The sequence below is a fragment of the Prevotella sp. khp1 genome (assembly GCF_900102205.1).
In the GTDB taxonomy this organism is placed as follows: Bacteria; Bacteroidota; Bacteroidia; order Bacteroidales; family Bacteroidaceae; genus Prevotella; species Prevotella ruminicola.
In genome coordinates, this window is record NZ_FNJZ01000001.1 from 165,343 (window position 1) to 182,812 (window position 17,470).

General features: G+C 48.7%; 19 protein-coding genes. 7 read left to right on the forward strand and 12 right to left on the reverse strand.

Translation table 11 applies throughout. The features are described 5' to 3' along the window. Positions 1-35 precede the first annotated feature (35 nt). Positions 36-299 (forward strand): hypothetical protein, encoded by a 264-nt coding sequence (locus BLR73_RS14250; protein WP_176763579.1) that lies wholly within the window; start codon positions 36-38, stop codon positions 297-299. Here the strand turns inward: BLR73_RS14250 and BLR73_RS14495 are convergent. From BLR73_RS14495 to BLR73_RS00805, 11 genes are all read right to left on the reverse strand, one after another. Further along, on the reverse strand, positions 233-451 hold the full coding sequence (locus tag BLR73_RS14495) for a DUF6140 family protein (RefSeq protein ID WP_091857973.1): 219 nt from the start codon (positions 449-451) through the stop codon (positions 233-235). The two genes, BLR73_RS14250 and BLR73_RS14495, sit on opposite strands and share 67 nt — an antisense overlap. Before the next feature lie 29 nt (positions 452-480). After that, on the reverse strand, positions 481-648 hold the full coding sequence (locus BLR73_RS14255) for a hypothetical protein (RefSeq protein ID WP_176763580.1): 168 nt from the start codon (positions 646-648) through the stop codon (positions 481-483). A gap of 30 nt (positions 649-678) precedes the next feature. Continuing rightward, on the reverse strand, positions 679-861 hold the full coding sequence (locus BLR73_RS00765) for a hypothetical protein (protein WP_091857978.1): 183 nt from the start codon (positions 859-861) through the stop codon (positions 679-681). Between the two features lie 568 nt (positions 862-1,429). Beyond that, positions 1,430-1,534 (reverse strand): smalltalk protein, encoded by a 105-nt coding sequence (locus tag BLR73_RS14260; protein WP_157054458.1) that lies wholly within the window; start codon positions 1,532-1,534, stop codon positions 1,430-1,432. 126 nt (positions 1,535-1,660) lie between these two features. Further along, positions 1,661-2,218: an HU family DNA-binding protein gene (locus BLR73_RS00775; RefSeq protein WP_091857986.1), complete on the reverse strand. Its 558-nt coding sequence runs from the start codon at positions 2,216-2,218 to the stop codon at positions 1,661-1,663. Positions 2,219-2,670: 452 nt separating this feature from the next. Continuing rightward, the gene (locus tag BLR73_RS00780) at positions 2,671-3,483 is read right to left on the reverse strand and encodes a hypothetical protein (RefSeq protein ID WP_091857989.1); all 813 of its coding nucleotides are present in this window, start codon (positions 3,481-3,483) and stop codon (positions 2,671-2,673) included. Continuing rightward, complete coding sequence (locus BLR73_RS00785; protein WP_091857992.1) at positions 3,407-5,419, reverse strand: YgiQ family radical SAM protein; 2,013 nt, start codon at positions 5,417-5,419, stop codon at positions 3,407-3,409. The genes BLR73_RS00780 and BLR73_RS00785 overlap by 77 nt, the downstream gene beginning before the upstream one ends. A gap of 26 nt (positions 5,420-5,445) precedes the next feature. Further along, positions 5,446-5,790, reverse strand: coding sequence for a hypothetical protein (locus BLR73_RS00790; RefSeq protein ID WP_013064219.1), 345 nt, complete (start codon positions 5,788-5,790; stop codon positions 5,446-5,448). A 16-nt stretch (positions 5,791-5,806) separates the two neighbouring features. Then, a complete protein-coding gene (locus BLR73_RS00795) occupies positions 5,807-8,755 on the reverse strand; it encodes a golvesin C-terminal-like domain-containing protein (protein WP_091857996.1) in 2,949 nt (982 codons plus the stop codon). Further along, positions 8,752-9,324 carry a 1-acyl-sn-glycerol-3-phosphate acyltransferase gene (locus tag BLR73_RS00800; RefSeq protein WP_013065719.1) on the reverse strand — a complete coding sequence of 191 codons (573 nt, stop codon included), beginning with the start codon at positions 9,322-9,324 and terminating at the stop codon, positions 8,752-8,754. Before BLR73_RS00800 ends, BLR73_RS00795 begins: the two co-directional genes overlap by 4 nt. Positions 9,325-9,336: 12 nt before the next feature. Continuing rightward, positions 9,337-9,603 (reverse strand): hypothetical protein, encoded by a 267-nt coding sequence (locus BLR73_RS00805; RefSeq protein ID WP_013064756.1) that lies wholly within the window; start codon positions 9,601-9,603, stop codon positions 9,337-9,339. 208 nt (positions 9,604-9,811) lie between these two features. On the opposite strand from BLR73_RS00805, the gene BLR73_RS00810 reads away from it, so the two are divergent. Continuing rightward, positions 9,812-11,449 (forward strand): diphosphate--fructose-6-phosphate 1-phosphotransferase, encoded by a 1,638-nt coding sequence (locus BLR73_RS00810; protein ID WP_033149315.1) that lies wholly within the window; start codon positions 9,812-9,814, stop codon positions 11,447-11,449. Between the two features lie 92 nt (positions 11,450-11,541). Next, complete coding sequence (locus tag BLR73_RS00815; protein WP_033149316.1) at positions 11,542-12,438, forward strand: glycoside hydrolase family 25 protein; 897 nt, start codon at positions 11,542-11,544, stop codon at positions 12,436-12,438. 12 nt (positions 12,439-12,450) lie between these two features. On the opposite strand, the gene BLR73_RS00820 is transcribed toward BLR73_RS00815, so the two are convergent. After that, positions 12,451-13,191: a TrmH family RNA methyltransferase gene (locus BLR73_RS00820; protein ID WP_091857999.1), complete on the reverse strand. Its 741-nt coding sequence runs from the start codon at positions 13,189-13,191 to the stop codon at positions 12,451-12,453. A gap of 131 nt (positions 13,192-13,322) precedes the next feature. Between BLR73_RS00820 and BLR73_RS00825 the strand changes: the two genes are divergently transcribed. The 4 genes from BLR73_RS00825 (at position 13,323) to smpB (ending at position 17,430) form a co-directional block, all read left to right on the forward strand. After that, a complete protein-coding gene (locus BLR73_RS00825) occupies positions 13,323-15,512 on the forward strand; it encodes a translocation and assembly module lipoprotein TamL (protein WP_091858002.1) in 2,190 nt (729 codons plus the stop codon). A 96-nt stretch (positions 15,513-15,608) separates the two neighbouring features. Beyond that, on the forward strand, positions 15,609-16,415 hold the full coding sequence (locus tag BLR73_RS00830; RefSeq protein ID WP_033149318.1) for an MBL fold metallo-hydrolase: 807 nt from the start codon (positions 15,609-15,611) through the stop codon (positions 16,413-16,415). 19 nt (positions 16,416-16,434) lie between these two features. After that, the gene (locus BLR73_RS00835; RefSeq protein ID WP_013065468.1) at positions 16,435-16,938 is read left to right on the forward strand and encodes a DMP19 family protein; all 504 of its coding nucleotides are present in this window, start codon (positions 16,435-16,437) and stop codon (positions 16,936-16,938) included. Between the two features lie 9 nt (positions 16,939-16,947). Then, positions 16,948-17,430 (forward strand): SsrA-binding protein SmpB, encoded by a 483-nt coding sequence (smpB, locus tag BLR73_RS00840; RefSeq protein WP_013063647.1) that lies wholly within the window; start codon positions 16,948-16,950, stop codon positions 17,428-17,430. Positions 17,431-17,470 lie beyond the last annotated feature (40 nt).

The window sequence follows — 17,470 nt, forward strand, 5'->3', positions numbered from 1 at the left end:
CGGCGTCAATTCTATATCAATTAAACATTCGAATTATGAAACAGTTATTTTCCTTCATTACTGTAACAGCTTTTGCTGCAATAGTCTTATTCTCTTGCAAGAAAGATTATCAGAAAGTGTCAACAGAGTTTATTCGTAATCTACCAGATTCTTGTGAATTTTTGATAGCGGTTGATAATGATGCAGAACATCTGGTTTACTACAAAGAGCCACAAAACAAGGTATTCTTTTGCTACAATGTAGAGACAGAATCTTTGGAAGAAATCAATGTGCCAGCCTTCTTGATATCCACTCCATAGATACGCATGAAAGCGTCAGCAACTACCTGACCGCCATTCGTGTGAACGGGATCACTGAAGGATTGAGTTGCAACCTCGACCTGCATACCGGGATCAAGGACAATGCCGTTAGTTCGGACTTTCTGCTTAACTGTAATTCTGAACAATGCCATAACTTAATAGATTAGTTCCCTTCTTTTGATTATTCATCTTCTCCATAAGTAGATTCAACAGAAATAGTATGGCATGTTCCATCATTAAAGTCATCACATCTACCTTTGTCATAGATTCGCATATACTCATCTCTAAACGCTTCACATCCATCTCCAAAGTCATGAATGCATTTTTTACAAATTGGTTTAAATGCCATTGCTAATAATATGTTGTTTATATGAAGATCCTATAAACTTTTCAGATAACGAAATAGAGCTGTTAAACTTGCAGCAGTGCCCGCAACTCCACCAATAATCTTTAGAATCATATTTCTTTCTTCTGGTGAAGAGTTTTTATATAACTCAATTAAAGCATCTTTACTATCTTGAGCCATACGAATAATGTTTTTAGCATCAAAAGGATTATCCATAATTTTATATTTTTAGTTGTTATTTGGCAAAGATAGGGATAATTTTCGAAATTACAAAGCAATTACTTCCTTTTTTTTACATCACGAACTGAATTCCTATATTAGACACTCTGTGAAACCAGGAAGCATGCTCCCCAAGCGAACAGGTGTCTGTATAGCCATAAGGTTGGGATTTCTATGTGAATTTCTTCTTCTGTGAGAGGTATTGCCATGATGGCACATCCTATCCAGATCAATGATGTGAAAGTGTATATTCTAGGGACACCAGCAAATACCATGATAGTTACAACAACCATGTGGAGGTATGGAATACCTTTTGAGACAATATCTAACGTCATAATTGGTTATATTTATAATAAAAACAAACTCAGTTTAAATTTCTGGGGGCAAAATTAGAATATAGGTTGGACTAAACCTGTCCGACTTAAGAAAATATTCAAAAATTAAGTTATGATATGCCGTTATTGATACAAAATACCCTCAGGCTTCGATTTGAAACCTGAGGGTGATATGATAGAGCCTGCTGCAGTATGCGTGGCGGGCCGCGCAAGTGCAGGTCCTTGGCTATCTACATGGCGCCCATGCAACTCGTGGCACCTAGGGCAGTTACAATCGCAGTAGCGATACTGGCAATCATCTGTACGATAAACTTTAATGTTTCTTTCTTTGTCATAATTGTTAATGGTTATAGGTTAATGTTTTATGTTTCGCTCGACATCCCAAAGGGTGGCGCTTGCTACCGAAGGGACGCAAGAATCTTTAATGGATAGGCTGGGGTCTAAGCCCCAAGCCTTACCCCTTAATCTCCAATCGGCTCGTTATGATTTCCGCCGCCACCGGTATTACCACCTTGGTTGCCGCCACCAGTGTTTCCACCGGTATTGCCACCGCCATTGCTTGGCTCGTCGGGATCCTCAATCGTACCTGGGTCTGTCGAGGTTACACGCTTAATCTCCTTACCATCGCGGTCGTAGCAAGTAATCTGGATAGCTGTACCAGCCAGCTCCTCCTTCAGATCCACCGCTGGGGTGAAGATAATGCGGCGACTGGTTACCAGTCCAGCTTTCACCTCATCTACCTTGGCTACACTCTTGGCGCGGATGCCAAATCGCATGGTACCCAAACCTGGCAGCGCAACGCTATGCCCCTCAGTGGCCCAAGCCTTAATCACCTCGCCAGCCGCATCCCAGCAGGCCTGCATAATGCCTTTACTTACTCCGCTGCGCAGAGCAGCCTCCTTAATCACCTTCTCCTGACTGAGCGAGGTGTACAACTCAGGCATCATGATGTAACGATAAGTTCCCTCATACTTGCCAATCTTCTGCAATTTTTCCTGTGCTTTAACTTTAAGTGCCATAATTTTTAGTGTTTAGTTTGTGTTGTAAATAAAATTTAATGTTTAATGTTTAATGTCTCACGTCTCCACTCTGATGTTGATTTTGCGGCCACACGTAGAAAATTTCCTTAGTGCACGTGGGAGATATTTTTTTCGCGTGAGCGAGCATCATCGCTATCTTTGTTTTGACGGTGCAAAGATACGAAATTTTCAAGCGCTTTGCAAATTATTCTTCAAAAAAGACACAAAAAAAAGCACGCTCGAAAAAAAAGTGCAATTTGGTACAGATGGCAGATGGCAGTTTTTATTTTGAGCATGCTACCTTACTAGCGTTTTTTGAAATTTAATAATAATATAATATATATATTATATTATTATTAAAATCTTATATATTATAAATCTTACTATTGCTGGTCTGCTAGCGACAAGGGTGCAAAAATAAAACTGCCATCTGCCATCTGTACCACTTTAACTTACACTTCGAAGCGGATGTAGGTGCGGTCGTCGAAGGAGTTGTTGCCTTGTACGAAGGCCTTTGTGGCTTTGAATTGGCCGATGTTTAGGGGATCGGTTTCGCGCTGGTGGGCCAGGAGCGATTCTGATTCCTTAAGCGTTGGGGCCAGTTGGGGATAGCCGTCGCTGGCAAACACAATCTCCCATTTCTGGAAGTCGAGCGGGATGACTTTTACCTTTTGCTCTGGGATAGGGAAACCATCGATAACGGCGTAAGTAATGTTCTGATTTTTCATCACTTCGAGCATGGTAGGAATCATCACTTCGCGGGCTGGGTCGTGGGGCTGCAGTAGGTCGGCTTGTGGCACACCTGCGGCCAGCAACTCCTTAACTTTGGCAGCACGCATCTCGGCCAGGGGCTGCTCGTAGGGCTTAGGGTTATCGAAGAAATTACCACCTATCAGACACTGGCAATCGCCTACCATCCAAACCTCGCGGCGCAGGCGACTGTAGATGATGGCCGAGGCGCAGAGGCGCTCCTCGGGATGTTGCTGCATACGCTCAACGGGGAAACGCAGCCAGTAATGACGGCGCAGCGCACGGGTAACACCAACGCAGAACTGATGGCTGCTGGTGTTGGCCGGCATCTTGCGGATATAACGACTGATGAGCTGCATAGCATAGCGGCCATTGCTCATAAGGGGGCAATGGCGACGCTTGGTTTTGGACGTGCTGCCGTCGATAACGGCAATAAAATCAGAAGTTACGACGATTCCGTCCTCGCTTTTCTTGCTGGGGCTTTTCGCTATGATGCTTTGCTCGAGAATTTTCATTTTTAAAATTTGGATTATAAGATTTAGGCTTGCCACCGCCAGATGGCTTGCCGCTACCAGCGGGCTTTGGGCCACCGCCATAAGCAGGGCGATAACCGCCTTGTGGTGGCATGCCGCTATACAACTTGGCAATCAAGTCGGGACGACCGATGCGGCGTAACGACTGCTCGATGCCACGGCGCTCTTCGGGCTTGTACCAGAAGAAGAACTGGCGCTGGGCCAACTTCTCCTTTGGTGTTTTGGCGCTGAACACGGGTTGCAGGGTATAGGGATCGTAGCCTGTGTACCAGGTTTCGGTGGCATTGGTGAGTGGCGTGGGGGTAAAGTCCTGTACCTGCTCCAGATGGAAGTCGAGGTTCTTGGTAATCACCGCCAGCTCGGCCATATCCTCTTCCTGGCAGCCTGGGTGGCTGGAGATGAAGTAGGGGATGATTTGTTGGCGAAGTCCCTCCTCGCGATTAATGCGATCGAAGATGCGCTTGAACTCGTAGAACTGCTGGAACGAGGGCTTGCGCATGAGGTAGAGTACACGATCACTGGTGTGCTCAGGGGCTACCTTGAGTCGACCCGAAACGTGGCGGGTAATGAGCTCGCGGGTGTACTCCATAGCGGCCTTATTGCTGGCCTCGTCCTTGCTACGATGTAATAATAAATCATAACGCACACCACTGCCGATGTAGCTATGTTTGATGCCTGGAAGGGCATCTACTGAGCGGTAGATATCGAGTAGTTTTGAGTGGTCGGTATTGAGGTTAGGACATATCTGCGGATGGATACATGATGGGCGACGGCACTTTTCGCAGGCGTTCTTATTACGTCCGCTCATGCCGTACATGTTGGCCGATGGGCCACCCAGGTCGCTGAGGTTACCCTTAAAGTCGGGCATCTCGATGACTTGTTTTACCTCGCGCAGGATACTCTCTTTTGAGCGGCAGGTAATGAATTTGCCCTGGTGGGCCGAAATAGTACAGAATGCACAGCCGCCAAAACAACCGCGATGGATGTTTACGGAGAACTTGATCATCTCGTAAGCGGGAATGCGCTTACCCTTGTACTTGGGATGTGGCTGACGCGTGTAAGGCAAATCGAACGATGCGTCGAGCTCCTCGGTTGTCATGGGTGGGTAAGGTGGATTGATAACCACATAACGTCCATCCACACCCTGCAGCAGGCGCTGGGCGTGCATCATGTTCGACTGCTCCTCGACGTTCTTGAAGTTCTCGGCCTGAGCCTTCTTGTTTTTCATGCATTCCTCGTGTGAGTGCAGCACGATGTCGCGATCGGTAATGCCACCGATGATATCCTCCTTACGTGAGAGATAAACGGTTTGCGGCAGGTCGCGAATATCACGTATGCTCTCGCCGGCAGCCAGGCGGCGTGCCAGTTCGATAGTAACCTTTTCGCCCATGCCGTAGGTAATCATATCGGCAGGCGAGTAGCACAGCAGGCATTTCTTGAGGCTGTCGCTCCAGTAGTCGTAATGACTTACGCGGCGCAGCGAGGCCTCGATACCACCCAGCACTACGGGTACATCGGGATAAAGCTCCTTGAGGATTTTGGCATATACGATGGTGGGGTACTCGGGACGCATGTCGTGACGACCATCGGGGCTGTAGGCATCTTCTGAGCGCAGGCGGCGTGCGGCGGTGTACTTGTTTACCATCGAGTCCATACAACCTGGGGCGATACCGAAGAACAGGCGAGGGCGACCTAACTTCTTAAAGTCGCGATAGTCGCCATGCCAGTCGGGCTGTGGCACGATGGCCACACGGAACCCCGCGGCCTCGAGTGTGCGGCCAATCACGGCGGCACCAAACGATGGGTGATCAACATAAGCATCGGCCGAGAACAGGATTACATCAACGTAATCCCATCCCCGGAGTTCGAGCTCCTTTTTTGTTGTGGGTAAAAAATCAGTTAATCTGTACTCTTTCAAATCTTATTTTCCAAATTTTTCGGCCATCAATTAAACGGTGTGCCCTGCAAAACGCGTGTGGTCATGCCCAGACCATCGTTGTCTTGATGCTTCCAGTTAATGTATAATAGCACAAGCTGCTGCAGGCCGAATGCCTTCATGTTGGGATGATAGATGACATCGAGACAGAGGTCGAGCAGGGTTTTATCCTTGCCGGCATCGCCCTCGAGCAGTGCGCGAATGTTCAGTTTCAATTTGTCAAGTACCTGTTCGTCGACGTAGCCATTAGAGTCGATCAGATCGCGGAAGAGCTGATACTTCTCGATGGTCTGCAGGTGTTCGTCACTTACTTCGATACTACGGGTTCCAGATGAATTAGATTGAATTTTCATACTTTTAGATAATTTTTTATGGGTTATTTGATTGTAATAGGAATTGCAAAATGCCCCGCATAATGCTGTTGCGCTTGGGCTCGTCCTTGATGCACTCGAAGGGGAATCCCATGGCGAACGACTTGTAATCGGTGCCGTTATAGGCTACCGAAGCGCTGTAATCGTCGGCATACTTCATGGCCGAGAATGCGGGATAAACAGGCTCGATGATTTCGGGATGCTGATCGGCATAGTGCTGCTCGTTCAGCTGGCGATGGAAGGTGAACTGCAGGCCGAGACCGTTGATAGAGTCGCGCTGCAGCGAGTCGGCATTCTGGCCCTGATAGGTTAGCTTGAGTATGTCGGCCAGATATGTGCGATCCACGGGATCCTGCATGTCGCTGCCCAGGTAGGCGCCGCTAACCAGTAGCGAACCGCCGCGCTTGGCAAACAGGCGGATATGTTCGCGCAGCATGGGCGACATGAGCTGATAAGGTACCAGCGAGTAGCCATCCTTGCGTTGCAAACCGAGAATCACATCCATCATTTCATAATTCTGAGGGTGTACCTCGTTATTGTCGAGTGCAGCCACCGAGCAGCTGGCCACGCGGTATTTGCGGGCGGTGGCGATGGCTGCAGCATGGGTGCGGATATAATCAAAATCGTTGCCGGCGATAAACTGGCCTTGCAGCGAGTCGTTGGTGTAGCCAAGGCCATCGCGGCGCTCGCTACCCATCTTGCTCTTGTCCCAACCTATCTGATAGCCCAGCCATCCTGCTGTGCGACCATAGGTAACGCCGGCATCGGTGTCAAGGTCGAAGCCTTGCGAGGCGGTGTTATCTACCACCTGTGGGGCTGCCAAACGGGTAAAGCCGTTGACGATGAGTACCGACTTCTGAGCCTCGGGTACATCGAATACCGATACCACCTCGCTGGGGAAACTCTCGCCGCCATCATTAACGGCTGTGACGCGGAACGAGTACAACTTTTCGGGATCTACAGGGATGGTAACAGATGTTTCGGTGCCACCTTTGATATAGGTACCGTTATCGAATCCGCTGCGACCTGTAGCTGTGTAAACCACATAGCCGGTGGGCTTGGCGGTGGGCTCATATTCGTCGTAAACGGGGTGCCAGCTGATTTTGGCCTCGCCACGACCGGTAAGTTCGGCCGAGAGACGGTCAGGTGCCAAGGGCTGAACCACGTATTTCTTGTGGTGCATGGCGCTGATGTAGCGCAGCAGGGTTTTATAGATGCTGCGTGCCAGGTCGAAACGGAAGTTAGGATCCTGACCCATGCGCATGTCGGCAAAGTTCTGGTGCGACATGGTTTCGAGAATGGCGCTGGGCACCATGGGGCAACGGGTTTCGCTGTAGTTGCGATCGTAGAGTTCGCGTGTGGGCCAGTTGCCGTATTTCTTTTTGATATCTGCGGGGATTGAGTAGAGCAACTCGTCGGCCAAGTCGCGTGATACCAGGCGGGTAAGACCTGAGTTGAGAATGCTGTCGTTAAGATAGGTGGTGCACACGCTCAGGGTGCCTGTGTGGCTCTTGCCATCGCGGGTGTAACCGGCATCGCTGTGAATGGCCAACGAGAGTTCGATGGGCACATTCAAGCCGGTGGTGTCGGGTACAAACACAGAACCGCCAGCCAGGTGGTTGGTCATATAGCTGCGCACGTTGATGTCGTCGCCGTAATCGTCCTCGCCATCCTTGGTGCTGTACACCTCGTAAGGCATGCCTGCCCACTGGGCGTAGTAGCGTGCGGCTTCGAGGCAGCGGGGCAGTCCGCTCACACCGCGACCACGATCGATGTTACCCATACCGCCGCCAAAACGTACGGCATCGGCTGTTACCACACCGTGGTGGTGGCGACTCAGGTTGCTGAGCGTTACGCAGTTGCGTGTGCTCTGACCTTGGTCGAAATAAAAAGTGCCCAGGTAAACCCATGTTTTCTCGCCCATCGTCTGGTTCACACGGAACTCGGTGGGGATGCCTTGGTGCCATACGGTATAGTGGGCATCGTCGATGCTCTTATCGGTGGTGTGATAGCTCACATATACGGCGTAATTACCACTCTCGGTAATGGCGGGTTTCCAGATAATTTCGCTCTGGCGCTTGACGTTGTCGGTAGTGGCCGACTGGCGACAAGTACCAGCGGTGAACGGATTTTCGAAGTCTTCATAACTGCCTGAATGCCAGGCGAAACCATTAGTGTTGCTCTTGCTCCACTGATGGGCGCCGTTGTGCTCGGTGTAGCCTGTTTCGGGGGTATCGTTATCCACTATAAACTCATTGCGCTGCCAGTCGCGTTCGCGTGGTGAGAACACAATGGCGCCTGCATTCTGCAGCATGGGTATGAGGTAGGGGGTAACGATGGTTTGTGTAAACAGGTCCTCGCGTGTACCAAACAGTGCGGGGCGCTGCCATTTCCATGTGCTATCCTTGACGTTGAAATAGCGACCATGACTGGCCCAGAGCGAGATATGACGGTTTTGCAAACCCTCGGTGATGGTGTAGGGGAGTGAGGCGTTGCGAACCCATGGACGACCGTGATAATCGATGTCGCCCCAGGTGCGGCTTTTGTCCTTGTGCTGGCGCAAACGGTTTGGCACCAGCTGGCGCAGATCCCAGCCACCGGTAGTGATTGTGAGATTGTAATCCTGAACCGAATCGGGCAGCAGCTGCTGCACTTCCTGATAGATGGTTTCGGCCAGGTCGTCGGTAAACAGCTGTTCGCCAAGATTATTGTTGGCGCTGATATCGACAGTGCGCAACGAGTCGTTAACCACCAGAGTCTTCAGGTGGAAAGTAGAGCGTATGCGTTGCTCATCGCTCTTAAAGTTCACAAAGTATCGGTCTATTTTATCCTTAAGCGATTTATAGGGGTCGGGCGGTGTTTTAACCTTAGCTTTCCGAGCCGCATCGGCGGGCATGGCAGTAAGCAAGGCAAACACAGCCGCGAGTATGATACTTGTACGTTTCATTGTTTGGTAATATCTCCTATCTCTCCTATCGAGAAGTTCTCGGGCTTCTTGCCCTTGAAATCCTTAAAATATAATTTTATTTCCCGCATGTCGGCCTCCAGGTCGCCTGTGGGAATGATGGTTTTTGTACACTGAATCAGTTTGCGTTCATAATCCACCCCATATAATAAAATAGGTATGCCGGCCTTAAGTGCGATGAAGTAGAAACCTTTTTTCCACTCGTCAACGCGGCTGCGGGTGCCCTCGGGGGTGATACAAAGTTTGAACTGAGAAACCGACTTGGCTGTATCGGCCATCGCGTCGGTCATGCTCATCTTTTTCTGTCGGAATACGGGTATGCCGCCCATACTACGGAAGATAGGGCCAAGCGGCCAGAAGAACCATTCCTTCTTCATCAGGAAGTTAATCTTCATACCCTCGGCTCTACTGTAAAGCTGCCCAAGCAAAAAGTCCCAGTTACTGGTGTGGGGCGCTAAACAGATAATGAACTTTTCGGGGTGGTTTTCGGAAATCTCCTTCTGCCACCCCATGCGTTTGTACAGAATCCATCTGCAAAGTGATTTTAGCATTGCAGCAAGGGATTACGCGTTAAGCTGATCAACAATCTGCTGTGCTTCAGCGGTAAACTTATCGCGCAGGTCCTTATAATATGCCTGTACATCCATTCCTGGCTCTGGGTGTGAAATACGACTGATGTAGTTAGCACGGAGCATGATTACAGAACGAATCAAGGCATCGTCGTTTTCCATGTTTCTGTCGTTATCATACAAAGAGAGCGCTACAGCCTCAGCAAAAATCTCATCACAGATTGCATTAATGCTTTTCTTAAGTGTTCTTTTGTTCATCATAATTATTTCGTTTAAATCCCCTCCTTTTGGGGTGTTTTGTTATATTCATAAAGCAAAGTTAGAAAAAAAATCTGAGATTACAAGTGTTTTACACCAAAAAAATATTAAAATGCCAAAAATACATCGATTTCTTTCGTATTTCTTACAAAAATTCACTAATTTTGCGGCTCAGAAAACAATTACTCATTAATTTATAAGGAATAATAATATGGAAAAAAGTGCATTGCAGATGGCGAGAGCCGCTTATCAGCCTAAGTTGCCTAAGGCACTTCAGGGTGCAGTAAAAGTTAAGGAGGGTGCCGCTACACAGAGTGTGGGCGACCAGGAGGAGATCAAGAAGCTCTTCCCTAACACTTACGGTATGCCTATCGTAGAGTTTGAGCCCGCTACCGAGGCTAACAACACTAAGATGAACGTAGGTATCATCCTCTCAGGCGGTCAGGCTCCTGGCGGTCACAATGTGATTACTGGTCTCTTCGATCAGATTAAGAAGCTGAACCCTGAGAACCGTCTGTTCGGTTTCATCCTGGGTCCTGGCGGTCTGGTAGATCACAACTACATGGAGCTCACAGCTGATATCATCGACGAGTATCGTAACACTGGTGGTTTCGATATGATCGGTTCTGGTCGTACAAAGCTGGAGAAGGTTGACCAGTTCGAGAAGGGTCTCGAGATTATCCGCGAGCTGAACATCAAGGCTATCGTTATCATCGGTGGTGACGACTCTAACACTAACGCTTGTGTACTGGCTGAGTACTATGCTGCCAAGAACTACGGCGTACAGGTAATCGGTTGTCCTAAGACTATCGACGGCGACCTGAAGAACGATCAGATTGAGACTTCGTTCGGTTTCGATACAGCTTGTAAGACATACTCTGAGCTGATTGGTAACATCGAGCGCGACTGTAACTCAGCACGTAAGTACTGGCACTTCATTAAGGTAATGGGTCGCTCAGCATCTCACATCGCCCTGGAGTGCGCTCTGCAGACTCAGCCAAACATCTGCCTCGTATCTGAGGAGATCGAGCAGAAGGGTATGAGCCTCGACGATATCGTTACATACATCGCTAACGCTGTTTGCCAGCGTGCTGCTGATGGTAACAACTTCGGTACTGTTATCATCCCTGAGGGTGTTATCGAGTTCATTCCTGCTATCAAGAAGCTGATTGCTCAGCTGAACGACGTTCTGGCTATGCCAGAGGCTAAGGAGCTGGATCGTCACGAGTCGATCGACTTCGTTAAGGCTCACCTGACCGACGAGAACCTCGCTGTATTCAACAGCCTGCCTACAGGTGTTGCTCGTCAGCTGGCTCTCGACCGCGACCCACACGGAAACGTACAGGTATCACTGATCGAGACCGAGAAGCTGCTCTCTACTATGGTAGCTCAGAAGCTCGAGAAGATGAAGAAGGAAGGCAAGTACGCAGGTAAGTTCTCAGCTCAGCACCACTTCTTCGGTTACGAGGGACGTTGCGCTGCTCCTTCTAACTTTGATGCCGACTACTGCTACGCTCTTGGTACATCAGCTGCCCAGCTGATTGCTAACGGCAAGACCGGTTACATGGCTATCGTTAAGAACACAACAGCTCCTGCTGAGCAGTGGATTGCTGGTGGTGTGCCCATCACAATGATGATGAACATGGAGAAGCGTGCTGGTGAGATGAAGCCAGTTATCCGTAAGGCTCTCGTTGAGCTCGACGGTGCTCCTTTCAAGACCTTCGCTGCACAGCGTGATCGTTGGGCTCGCGAAACCGCTTACGTATATCCTGGTCCAATCCAGTACTGGGGTCCAACAGAGGTTTGCGATCAGCCAACCCGTACACTTGCTCTTGAGCAGGGTAAGTAATTAATTTATTAGGCGCGAATTACGCGAATTATCACGAATTATTTTATTTATTCGCGTAAATTCGTGTAATTCGTGCCTTTTCTTTTTCGTTGATGCCAAAGCGCCGAGTTGTTCGTAGAAAAGGGGTAGGTACTACCCGCACTTACCATGGTCCACGTGGCCATCGTAAGCCCGGATTCTTTGTCCGTATTCTACAACATATGCCCGGGTGGGCGTATTGGGTAGGCGGCGGTGCTGTTGTGGCGGTATACGTTTACTTTTTCTATTATTTCTTTGTAGGTCCGTTCGGATTCCGCTGGCGTGCCCTTTATGGCGACGTGAGCTATCCCGAGGGCTACGAGATTCATGGTATCGACATCAGTCATCATCAGGGGCGCATCAACTGGGATGAGCTCAAGGACAACGGACAGATAGACCACTGTCCTATCCGCTTTGTGATGATTAAAGCTACTGAAGGGGCTACACGTACTGACGAGAACTTCCGTGAGAATTTCTATCAGGCACGTGAGAATGGTTTTACCCGCGGGGCTTATCACTTCTATAGTGTGCATACGCCCGCTGAAGAGCAGGCTTATCATTTTATCAATACCGTTAAGCTGGAGAATGGCGACTTGCCTCCTGTGCTTGACGTGGAGCATAAACCTAAGAACCAGAGTGATGAAGACTTCAAATACTCTGTGCTACGCTGGTTGCACTTGGTGGAGAATCACTACCAGGTGAAACCTATTATCTATACCTATTTTAAATTCAAGACACGCTATCTCTCTGATCCTGTGTTCGATCAGTATCCTTACTGGATAGCGCATTACTATGTGGATTCGCTGGAATACCAAGGACCTTGGAAATTCTGGCAGCATACCGATGTGGGTCGATTGCCGGGTATTAAAGGTAATGTTGACTTTAATATCTACAATGGCTCGTATTACGACCTGCGCCAAATGACTCTTGGTTCGCAAGAGACGATTGGCGAAAAAGCATACCGCGAATAAGTTTTTGGGTTGTTATCCCCTGCGGCGGAATTCGGAGCAGGTGATAGCGGTGGCGATGGCTACATTCAGGCTATCGGCAGTTGGACCTTTATGGAAATCAGGAATCAGCAGCTTGTGGGTAACACGTGCGCGCACGGCATCGCTGATACCATTACCCTCGTTGCCCATCACGATCAGTCCCTTTTGCGATAGCTCCTGTGTGTAGATATTCTCGCCGTCCAGGAAGGTGCCGTAAACGGGGAAATCCTTGGGCAGCGAATCCAGCAGTTGCATGGTGTCTATATATATAAGGTGTACGCGGGCAATCGAACCCATCGTAGCCTGAACCACTTTGGGGTTCCAGGCATCTACAGTACCCTCGCTGCAATAGATGGTATCGATGCCAAACCAGTCGGCAATACGGATGATAGTGCCCAGATTGCCGGGGTCCTGGACGTTGTCGAGCAGAATGGATAGGTGTGGGGTGTTAGGTGCTTGGTGTTGGTGGGTAGGTATGGGGAAGAGGGCGAGCACCTGCTGGGGGTGTTGCTGCAGAGAGAGTTTGGTAAGCTCGTCGTTGGTAACCTCGATAGCACCGGCAACAGGGTTGGCAGCTATCCATTCGGCAGTAGCAAACAGCTGCTTGGGGGTATAGCCAGCTTTCAGTAAGTCGCCCACAACCTTATGACCTTCGGCAATGAAAAGGCCCTCTTGTTTGCGAAACTTCTTCAACTCAAGTTGGTGTACGAATTTAATCTGATTCTTGCTTATCATACTCTGTCTGTCTGATTTTTGTGCAAAGTTACAGGTTTTTAGGCATGAATTACGCGAATTAGCCGAATTTTTTTAATATTTCGTGTTAATTCGTGCCATTCGTGCCGTTTTTTTATTAATTTTGCGCCAAAATGGATCTCAAGGCAACTCATAATAGGTTTTTACCCCCCATATGTCTGGCTGCAGCACTCGTTCTGAGTAGCTGTTCGGTGAGTCGTGATATTCCGGAAGATAGCTACCTGCTGAACAAAGTAAAGGTGGTTGCCGATGGTAAGTATCACGATATTAATCCGGGTAGTTTGAAGGGCTATGTGCGACAGAAACCTAACTCGCGCTGGTTCTCGGCTGTAAAATTGCCTTTGGGCGTTTATGCGATGGCGGGCAAGGACAGCTCGTGGGTGAACCGTATGCTGCGACAGATGGGCGAGGCGCCTGTTATCTACGATACGCTTCAGGCACAGCTTACTTGTAAGGATCTGCAGCAGGCCCTGCAGAACAAAGGTTATCTGGATGCTCAGGTTGAACTGTTTATCGATAAGAACAAGCATAAACTTGATGCCGTGTATGTGCTGCATCCAGGCAAGCCTTATTTTGTACGCGAACTGGATTTTGTGATCGAGGATACCACGGTGGCGCGCTTGCTGCGTGGACGTTCGTCGTTGTTGCATCAGGGTATGCAGTTCAGCGTTGAGACATTGTCGGCCGAGCGTAATGCCATCACCCAGTATCTGCAGAATCGCGGTTACTTCCGTTTCCATAAGGAGTATATTACCTATGGTGCCCGTAAAGACGAGGAGCAGCAGGGTGTTAACCTGAGGTTGTTGTTGCAACAGCAGCACAAGGCCTATACCATCGATAGTATCAAGTACGAGGGTGGTGCCGACGATCATCTGCATCTGCGCCCTAAAGTGCTGAGCGAGAATACGTTCCTGGAATCAGGAAAGCCTTATTCGGCAGAAAAGCTGCAGAATACCTATAACCACTTCGGACGATTGGGTGCTGTAAAATATACCAATATTGCTTTTGGGCAGCAGCCCGATACCACGTTGCTGGATGCTACGATTCAGGTGCAGACCAACAAGCCATCTACCATCAGTTTCCAGCCCGAAGGTACTAATACCGCTGGCGACTTTGGTGCGGCTGCCTCGCTCACTTATCAGAACCGTAACCTGTTCCGTGGGTCGGAAACATTTAGTTTGCAGTTGCGTGGTGCCTACGAGGCCATCAAGGGTTTGGAGGGTTACAGCAATCAGGACTTTACCGAGTATAGTGCCGAAACCAAACTCTCGTTCCCACGATTCATCATGCCGTTCCTGAGTAGCAGTTTCCGTCGCCGTACGATTGCCACCAGCGAATTGTCGCTGTTGTACGATGTGCAGGACCGTCCTGAGTTCCATCGTCGAGTCTTGTCAGCTGGTTGGTCGTATCTCTGGAAACCCCAGAATCATCATGATAGCTATCGTTTCGACCTGGTGAATCTGAACTATGTGTTCATGCCTTGGATTAGTGAAACTTTTAAGACAGAATATCTTGATAATACCTCGAACCAGAATGTGATTCTGCGCTACAATTACGAAGACCTGTTTATTATGAAAATGGGTTTTGGTTACGTATATAACAACGGTGTGGTAGCGCTGAAAACCAATGTTGAAACAGCTGGTAATCTGTTAGGCGCCTGCTCTAAGATTTTTGGTGGTTCGAAGAACGATTTAGGTCAGTATAAACTCTTTAATATCGCCTATGCACAGTACGTAAAGGGCGATTTCGACTATACCCAGCAAATCTTCAAGGGTACTAACGATCAGTTGGTGTTCCACATCGGTCTGGGAGTAGCTTATCCGTATGGTAACTCTAAGGTGTTGCCATTCGAGAAACGTTACTTCTCGGGTGGTGCCAATAGCGTTCGCGGATGGTCGGTTCGTAGTCTCGGCCCTGGTCGTTACAAGGATAAGGACGGACGTATAAACTTTATTACAATGACGGGCGACCTGAAGCTGGATTTGAACGTGGAATATCGCATGAAGTTGTTCTGGAAATTCAACGGCGCTATTTTTGCCGATGCCGGTAACATCTGGACGCTGCGCGATTATCCCGATCAGCCTGGCGGACAGTTTAAGTTTAATACCTTCCTGAGCGACTTGGCTGTGAGCTATGGTGCCGGTTTGCGACTGAACTTCGACTATTTTATTCTGCGCTTCGATTTGGGTATGAAAGCCATCAATCCTGCTTTCGAGATTGAGTCGGAAGCTCACTACCCACTTCTTCATCCAAAGTTGAGTCGCGACCTTGCCTTCCACTTTGCAGTAGGTATGCCATTCTAATTACTGTTAAAAAAGTAAAATAGTACGGCATCTCTAAATTTTAAATTCTCATTTCTCGATTATTTGTGCTACCTTTGCACGAAAATTATATTTGAGATGTTGAAGTTTATATCCTTTGGAAGCGGTAGCAGCGGTAATTGCTATTATCTGGGCACAGCGACCGACGGGCTGATTATAGATATTGGTATAGGAATACGCACACTGAAGAAGTATTGTAGAGAGTATGGTATTCAGCTTAATTCCGTGAAGCGTATCTTGATAACGCACGATCATGCCGACCACATTAAAAGTGTGGGTGCCCTGAGTCACGACTGCAACCTGCCTGTTTATGCCACACATAAAGTACACCAGGGCATAGACCAGAATTATTGTGTAACGAAGAAAGTATCGCAAGATCATAAACACGAGTTGGTAATTGGCGAACAAGTACAGCTTGGCGACTTTAAGGTGCGCCCTTTTGCTGTGCCTCACGATGCCAGCGAGAATGTGGGCTACGAGCTGGAGGTTGAAGGTATTGTGTTTGTGGTGCTTACCGATGTGGGTAGCATTACCGACGATATCAAGCAGGCCATTAATCGTGCCAACTACCTGGTGATTGAGGCCAACCACGATGTGGAGATGCTGAAGAACGGTCCTTATCCCGCTTATCTGCAGCAGCGCATTCTGAGTGGTAGCGGACACCTGTCGAACGTATCGTGTGGCGAGGCGCTGGTTGAGAATATGAGCGAGGGCCTGAAGCACGTTTGGCTGTGCCACCTGAGCGAGGAGAACAATCATCCTGAGTTGGCACGTAAGACGGTAGAGACCATCCTGCGCAGTCATGGTGTGATTCCTGGCAAGGATGTGGAGCTGGAAGTGCTGAAGCGCAAGACACCAACAGGAGTCTACGAGATTAAAGATTAAACATTAAACATTAACGTTTATGGTGGAGGTAATTGTAAAAGACGAGGATTTGCAGCAGGCTGCACTCGAGGGAATGGATGAGTTCCTGGATGTGTTTGTAAAGGCTATCTACGATGCTATCGGTGGCGAACTGACTGCCGAGAGCATGGCCAAGTTGAATGCCGACCAGCTGACATTGCTGGCCTGGAACATTCTGCACGAAGAGGTGATGGATGGCGGATTTGTACAGCTGATTTACAACGGCTACGGTCCCTTCATCTTTAAGAACCCCCTGGCCAAAGCACTGCGCCAGTGGGATATGCGTGCCCCCTCAAAGTTGATTTACGATGCCCACACCCTGTGGCTGAAATATCGCGAAGAGATTGAAACCGAGAAGAGCGACGAGGATTTCATGGCTATGTTCGAGCAGTATCCTGAGTTCGAGAATCTGGATGATATCTTTATCGAGAACGAGGAAGAGTGGACCGAGGATATCGCCCATTATGTGGACGATCACCTGGACAACTTCGCAAAGATCATTTAATAGTAAGAGATGAACAAGACAGAAGAACAGTTACGCAAAAAGAGTCCTGTACAGATTCGCAACAAGAAGGCCTCGTTCGAGTACTTCTTTGTTGAAACCTATACTGCAGGCATCGTGCTTACCGGTACCGAGATTAAGAGCATCCGACTGGGTAAGGCGAGCTTGGTGGATACCTATTGCGTGGTGCTTAACGGCGAGTTGTGGGTGAAGGGCATGAACGTTAGTCCTTACTTCTACGGTTCGTACAACAACCACGAAGCCAAACGCGACAGAAAGCTGTTGCTAACCAAGAAAGAAATACGCGCCCTTGAGAGTGCCACCAAACAAACGGGTTTTACCATCGTGCCCACCTTGGTGTTTATCGATGACAAAGGCCGGGCCAAGGTTGATGTGGCGCTGTGTAAGGGTAAGAAGGAATTCGACAAGCGACAGACGCTGAAGGAAAAGGAGGATCGCCGTGAAATGGACCGTGCGATGAAAGTCTGGAAATAATTGAAGATTAAACATTAAACATTAAGGGTGAAGAAACTAA

Excerpts from the sequence above, each read along its gene's own strand:
- BLR73_RS00775 (WP_091857986.1), bottom strand. The coding sequence starts at position 2,218 with ATGGCACTTAAAGTTAAAGCACAGGAAAAATTGCAGAAGATTGGCAAG.
- BLR73_RS14250 (WP_176763579.1), top strand. The coding sequence starts at position 36 with ATGAAACAGTTATTTTCCTTCATTACTGTAACAGCTTTTGCTGCAATA.
- BLR73_RS00780 (WP_091857989.1), bottom strand. The coding sequence starts at position 3,483 with ATGAAAATTCTCGAGCAAAGCATCATAGCGAAAAGCCCCAGCAAGAAA.
- BLR73_RS00800 (WP_013065719.1), bottom strand. The coding sequence starts at position 9,324 with ATGCTAAAATCACTTTGCAGATGGATTCTGTACAAACGCATGGGGTGG.
- BLR73_RS00835 (WP_013065468.1), top strand. The coding sequence starts at position 16,435 with ATGGTGGAGGTAATTGTAAAAGACGAGGATTTGCAGCAGGCTGCACTC.
- BLR73_RS14260 (WP_157054458.1), bottom strand. The coding sequence starts at position 1,534 with ATGACAAAGAAAGAAACATTAAAGTTTATCGTACAGATGATTGCCAGT.
- BLR73_RS00815 (WP_033149316.1), top strand. The coding sequence starts at position 11,542 with ATGCCAAAGCGCCGAGTTGTTCGTAGAAAAGGGGTAGGTACTACCCGC.
- BLR73_RS00765 (WP_091857978.1), bottom strand. The coding sequence starts at position 861 with ATGGATAATCCTTTTGATGCTAAAAACATTATTCGTATGGCTCAAGAT.
- BLR73_RS00790 (WP_013064219.1), bottom strand. The coding sequence starts at position 5,790 with ATGAAAATTCAATCTAATTCATCTGGAACCCGTAGTATCGAAGTAAGT.
- BLR73_RS14255 (WP_176763580.1), bottom strand. The coding sequence starts at position 648 with ATGGCATTTAAACCAATTTGTAAAAAATGCATTCATGACTTTGGAGAT.
- BLR73_RS00825 (WP_091858002.1), top strand. The coding sequence starts at position 13,323 with ATGGATCTCAAGGCAACTCATAATAGGTTTTTACCCCCCATATGTCTG.
- BLR73_RS00795 (WP_091857996.1), bottom strand. The coding sequence starts at position 8,755 with ATGAAACGTACAAGTATCATACTCGCGGCTGTGTTTGCCTTGCTTACT.
- BLR73_RS00820 (WP_091857999.1), bottom strand. The coding sequence starts at position 13,191 with ATGATAAGCAAGAATCAGATTAAATTCGTACACCAACTTGAGTTGAAG.
- BLR73_RS14495 (WP_091857973.1), bottom strand. The coding sequence starts at position 451 with ATGGCATTGTTCAGAATTACAGTTAAGCAGAAAGTCCGAACTAACGGC.
- BLR73_RS00830 (WP_033149318.1), top strand. The coding sequence starts at position 15,609 with ATGTTGAAGTTTATATCCTTTGGAAGCGGTAGCAGCGGTAATTGCTAT.
- BLR73_RS00805 (WP_013064756.1), bottom strand. The coding sequence starts at position 9,603 with ATGATGAACAAAAGAACACTTAAGAAAAGCATTAATGCAATCTGTGAT.
- smpB (WP_013063647.1), top strand. The coding sequence starts at position 16,948 with ATGAACAAGACAGAAGAACAGTTACGCAAAAAGAGTCCTGTACAGATT.
- BLR73_RS00810 (WP_033149315.1), top strand. The coding sequence starts at position 9,812 with ATGGAAAAAAGTGCATTGCAGATGGCGAGAGCCGCTTATCAGCCTAAG.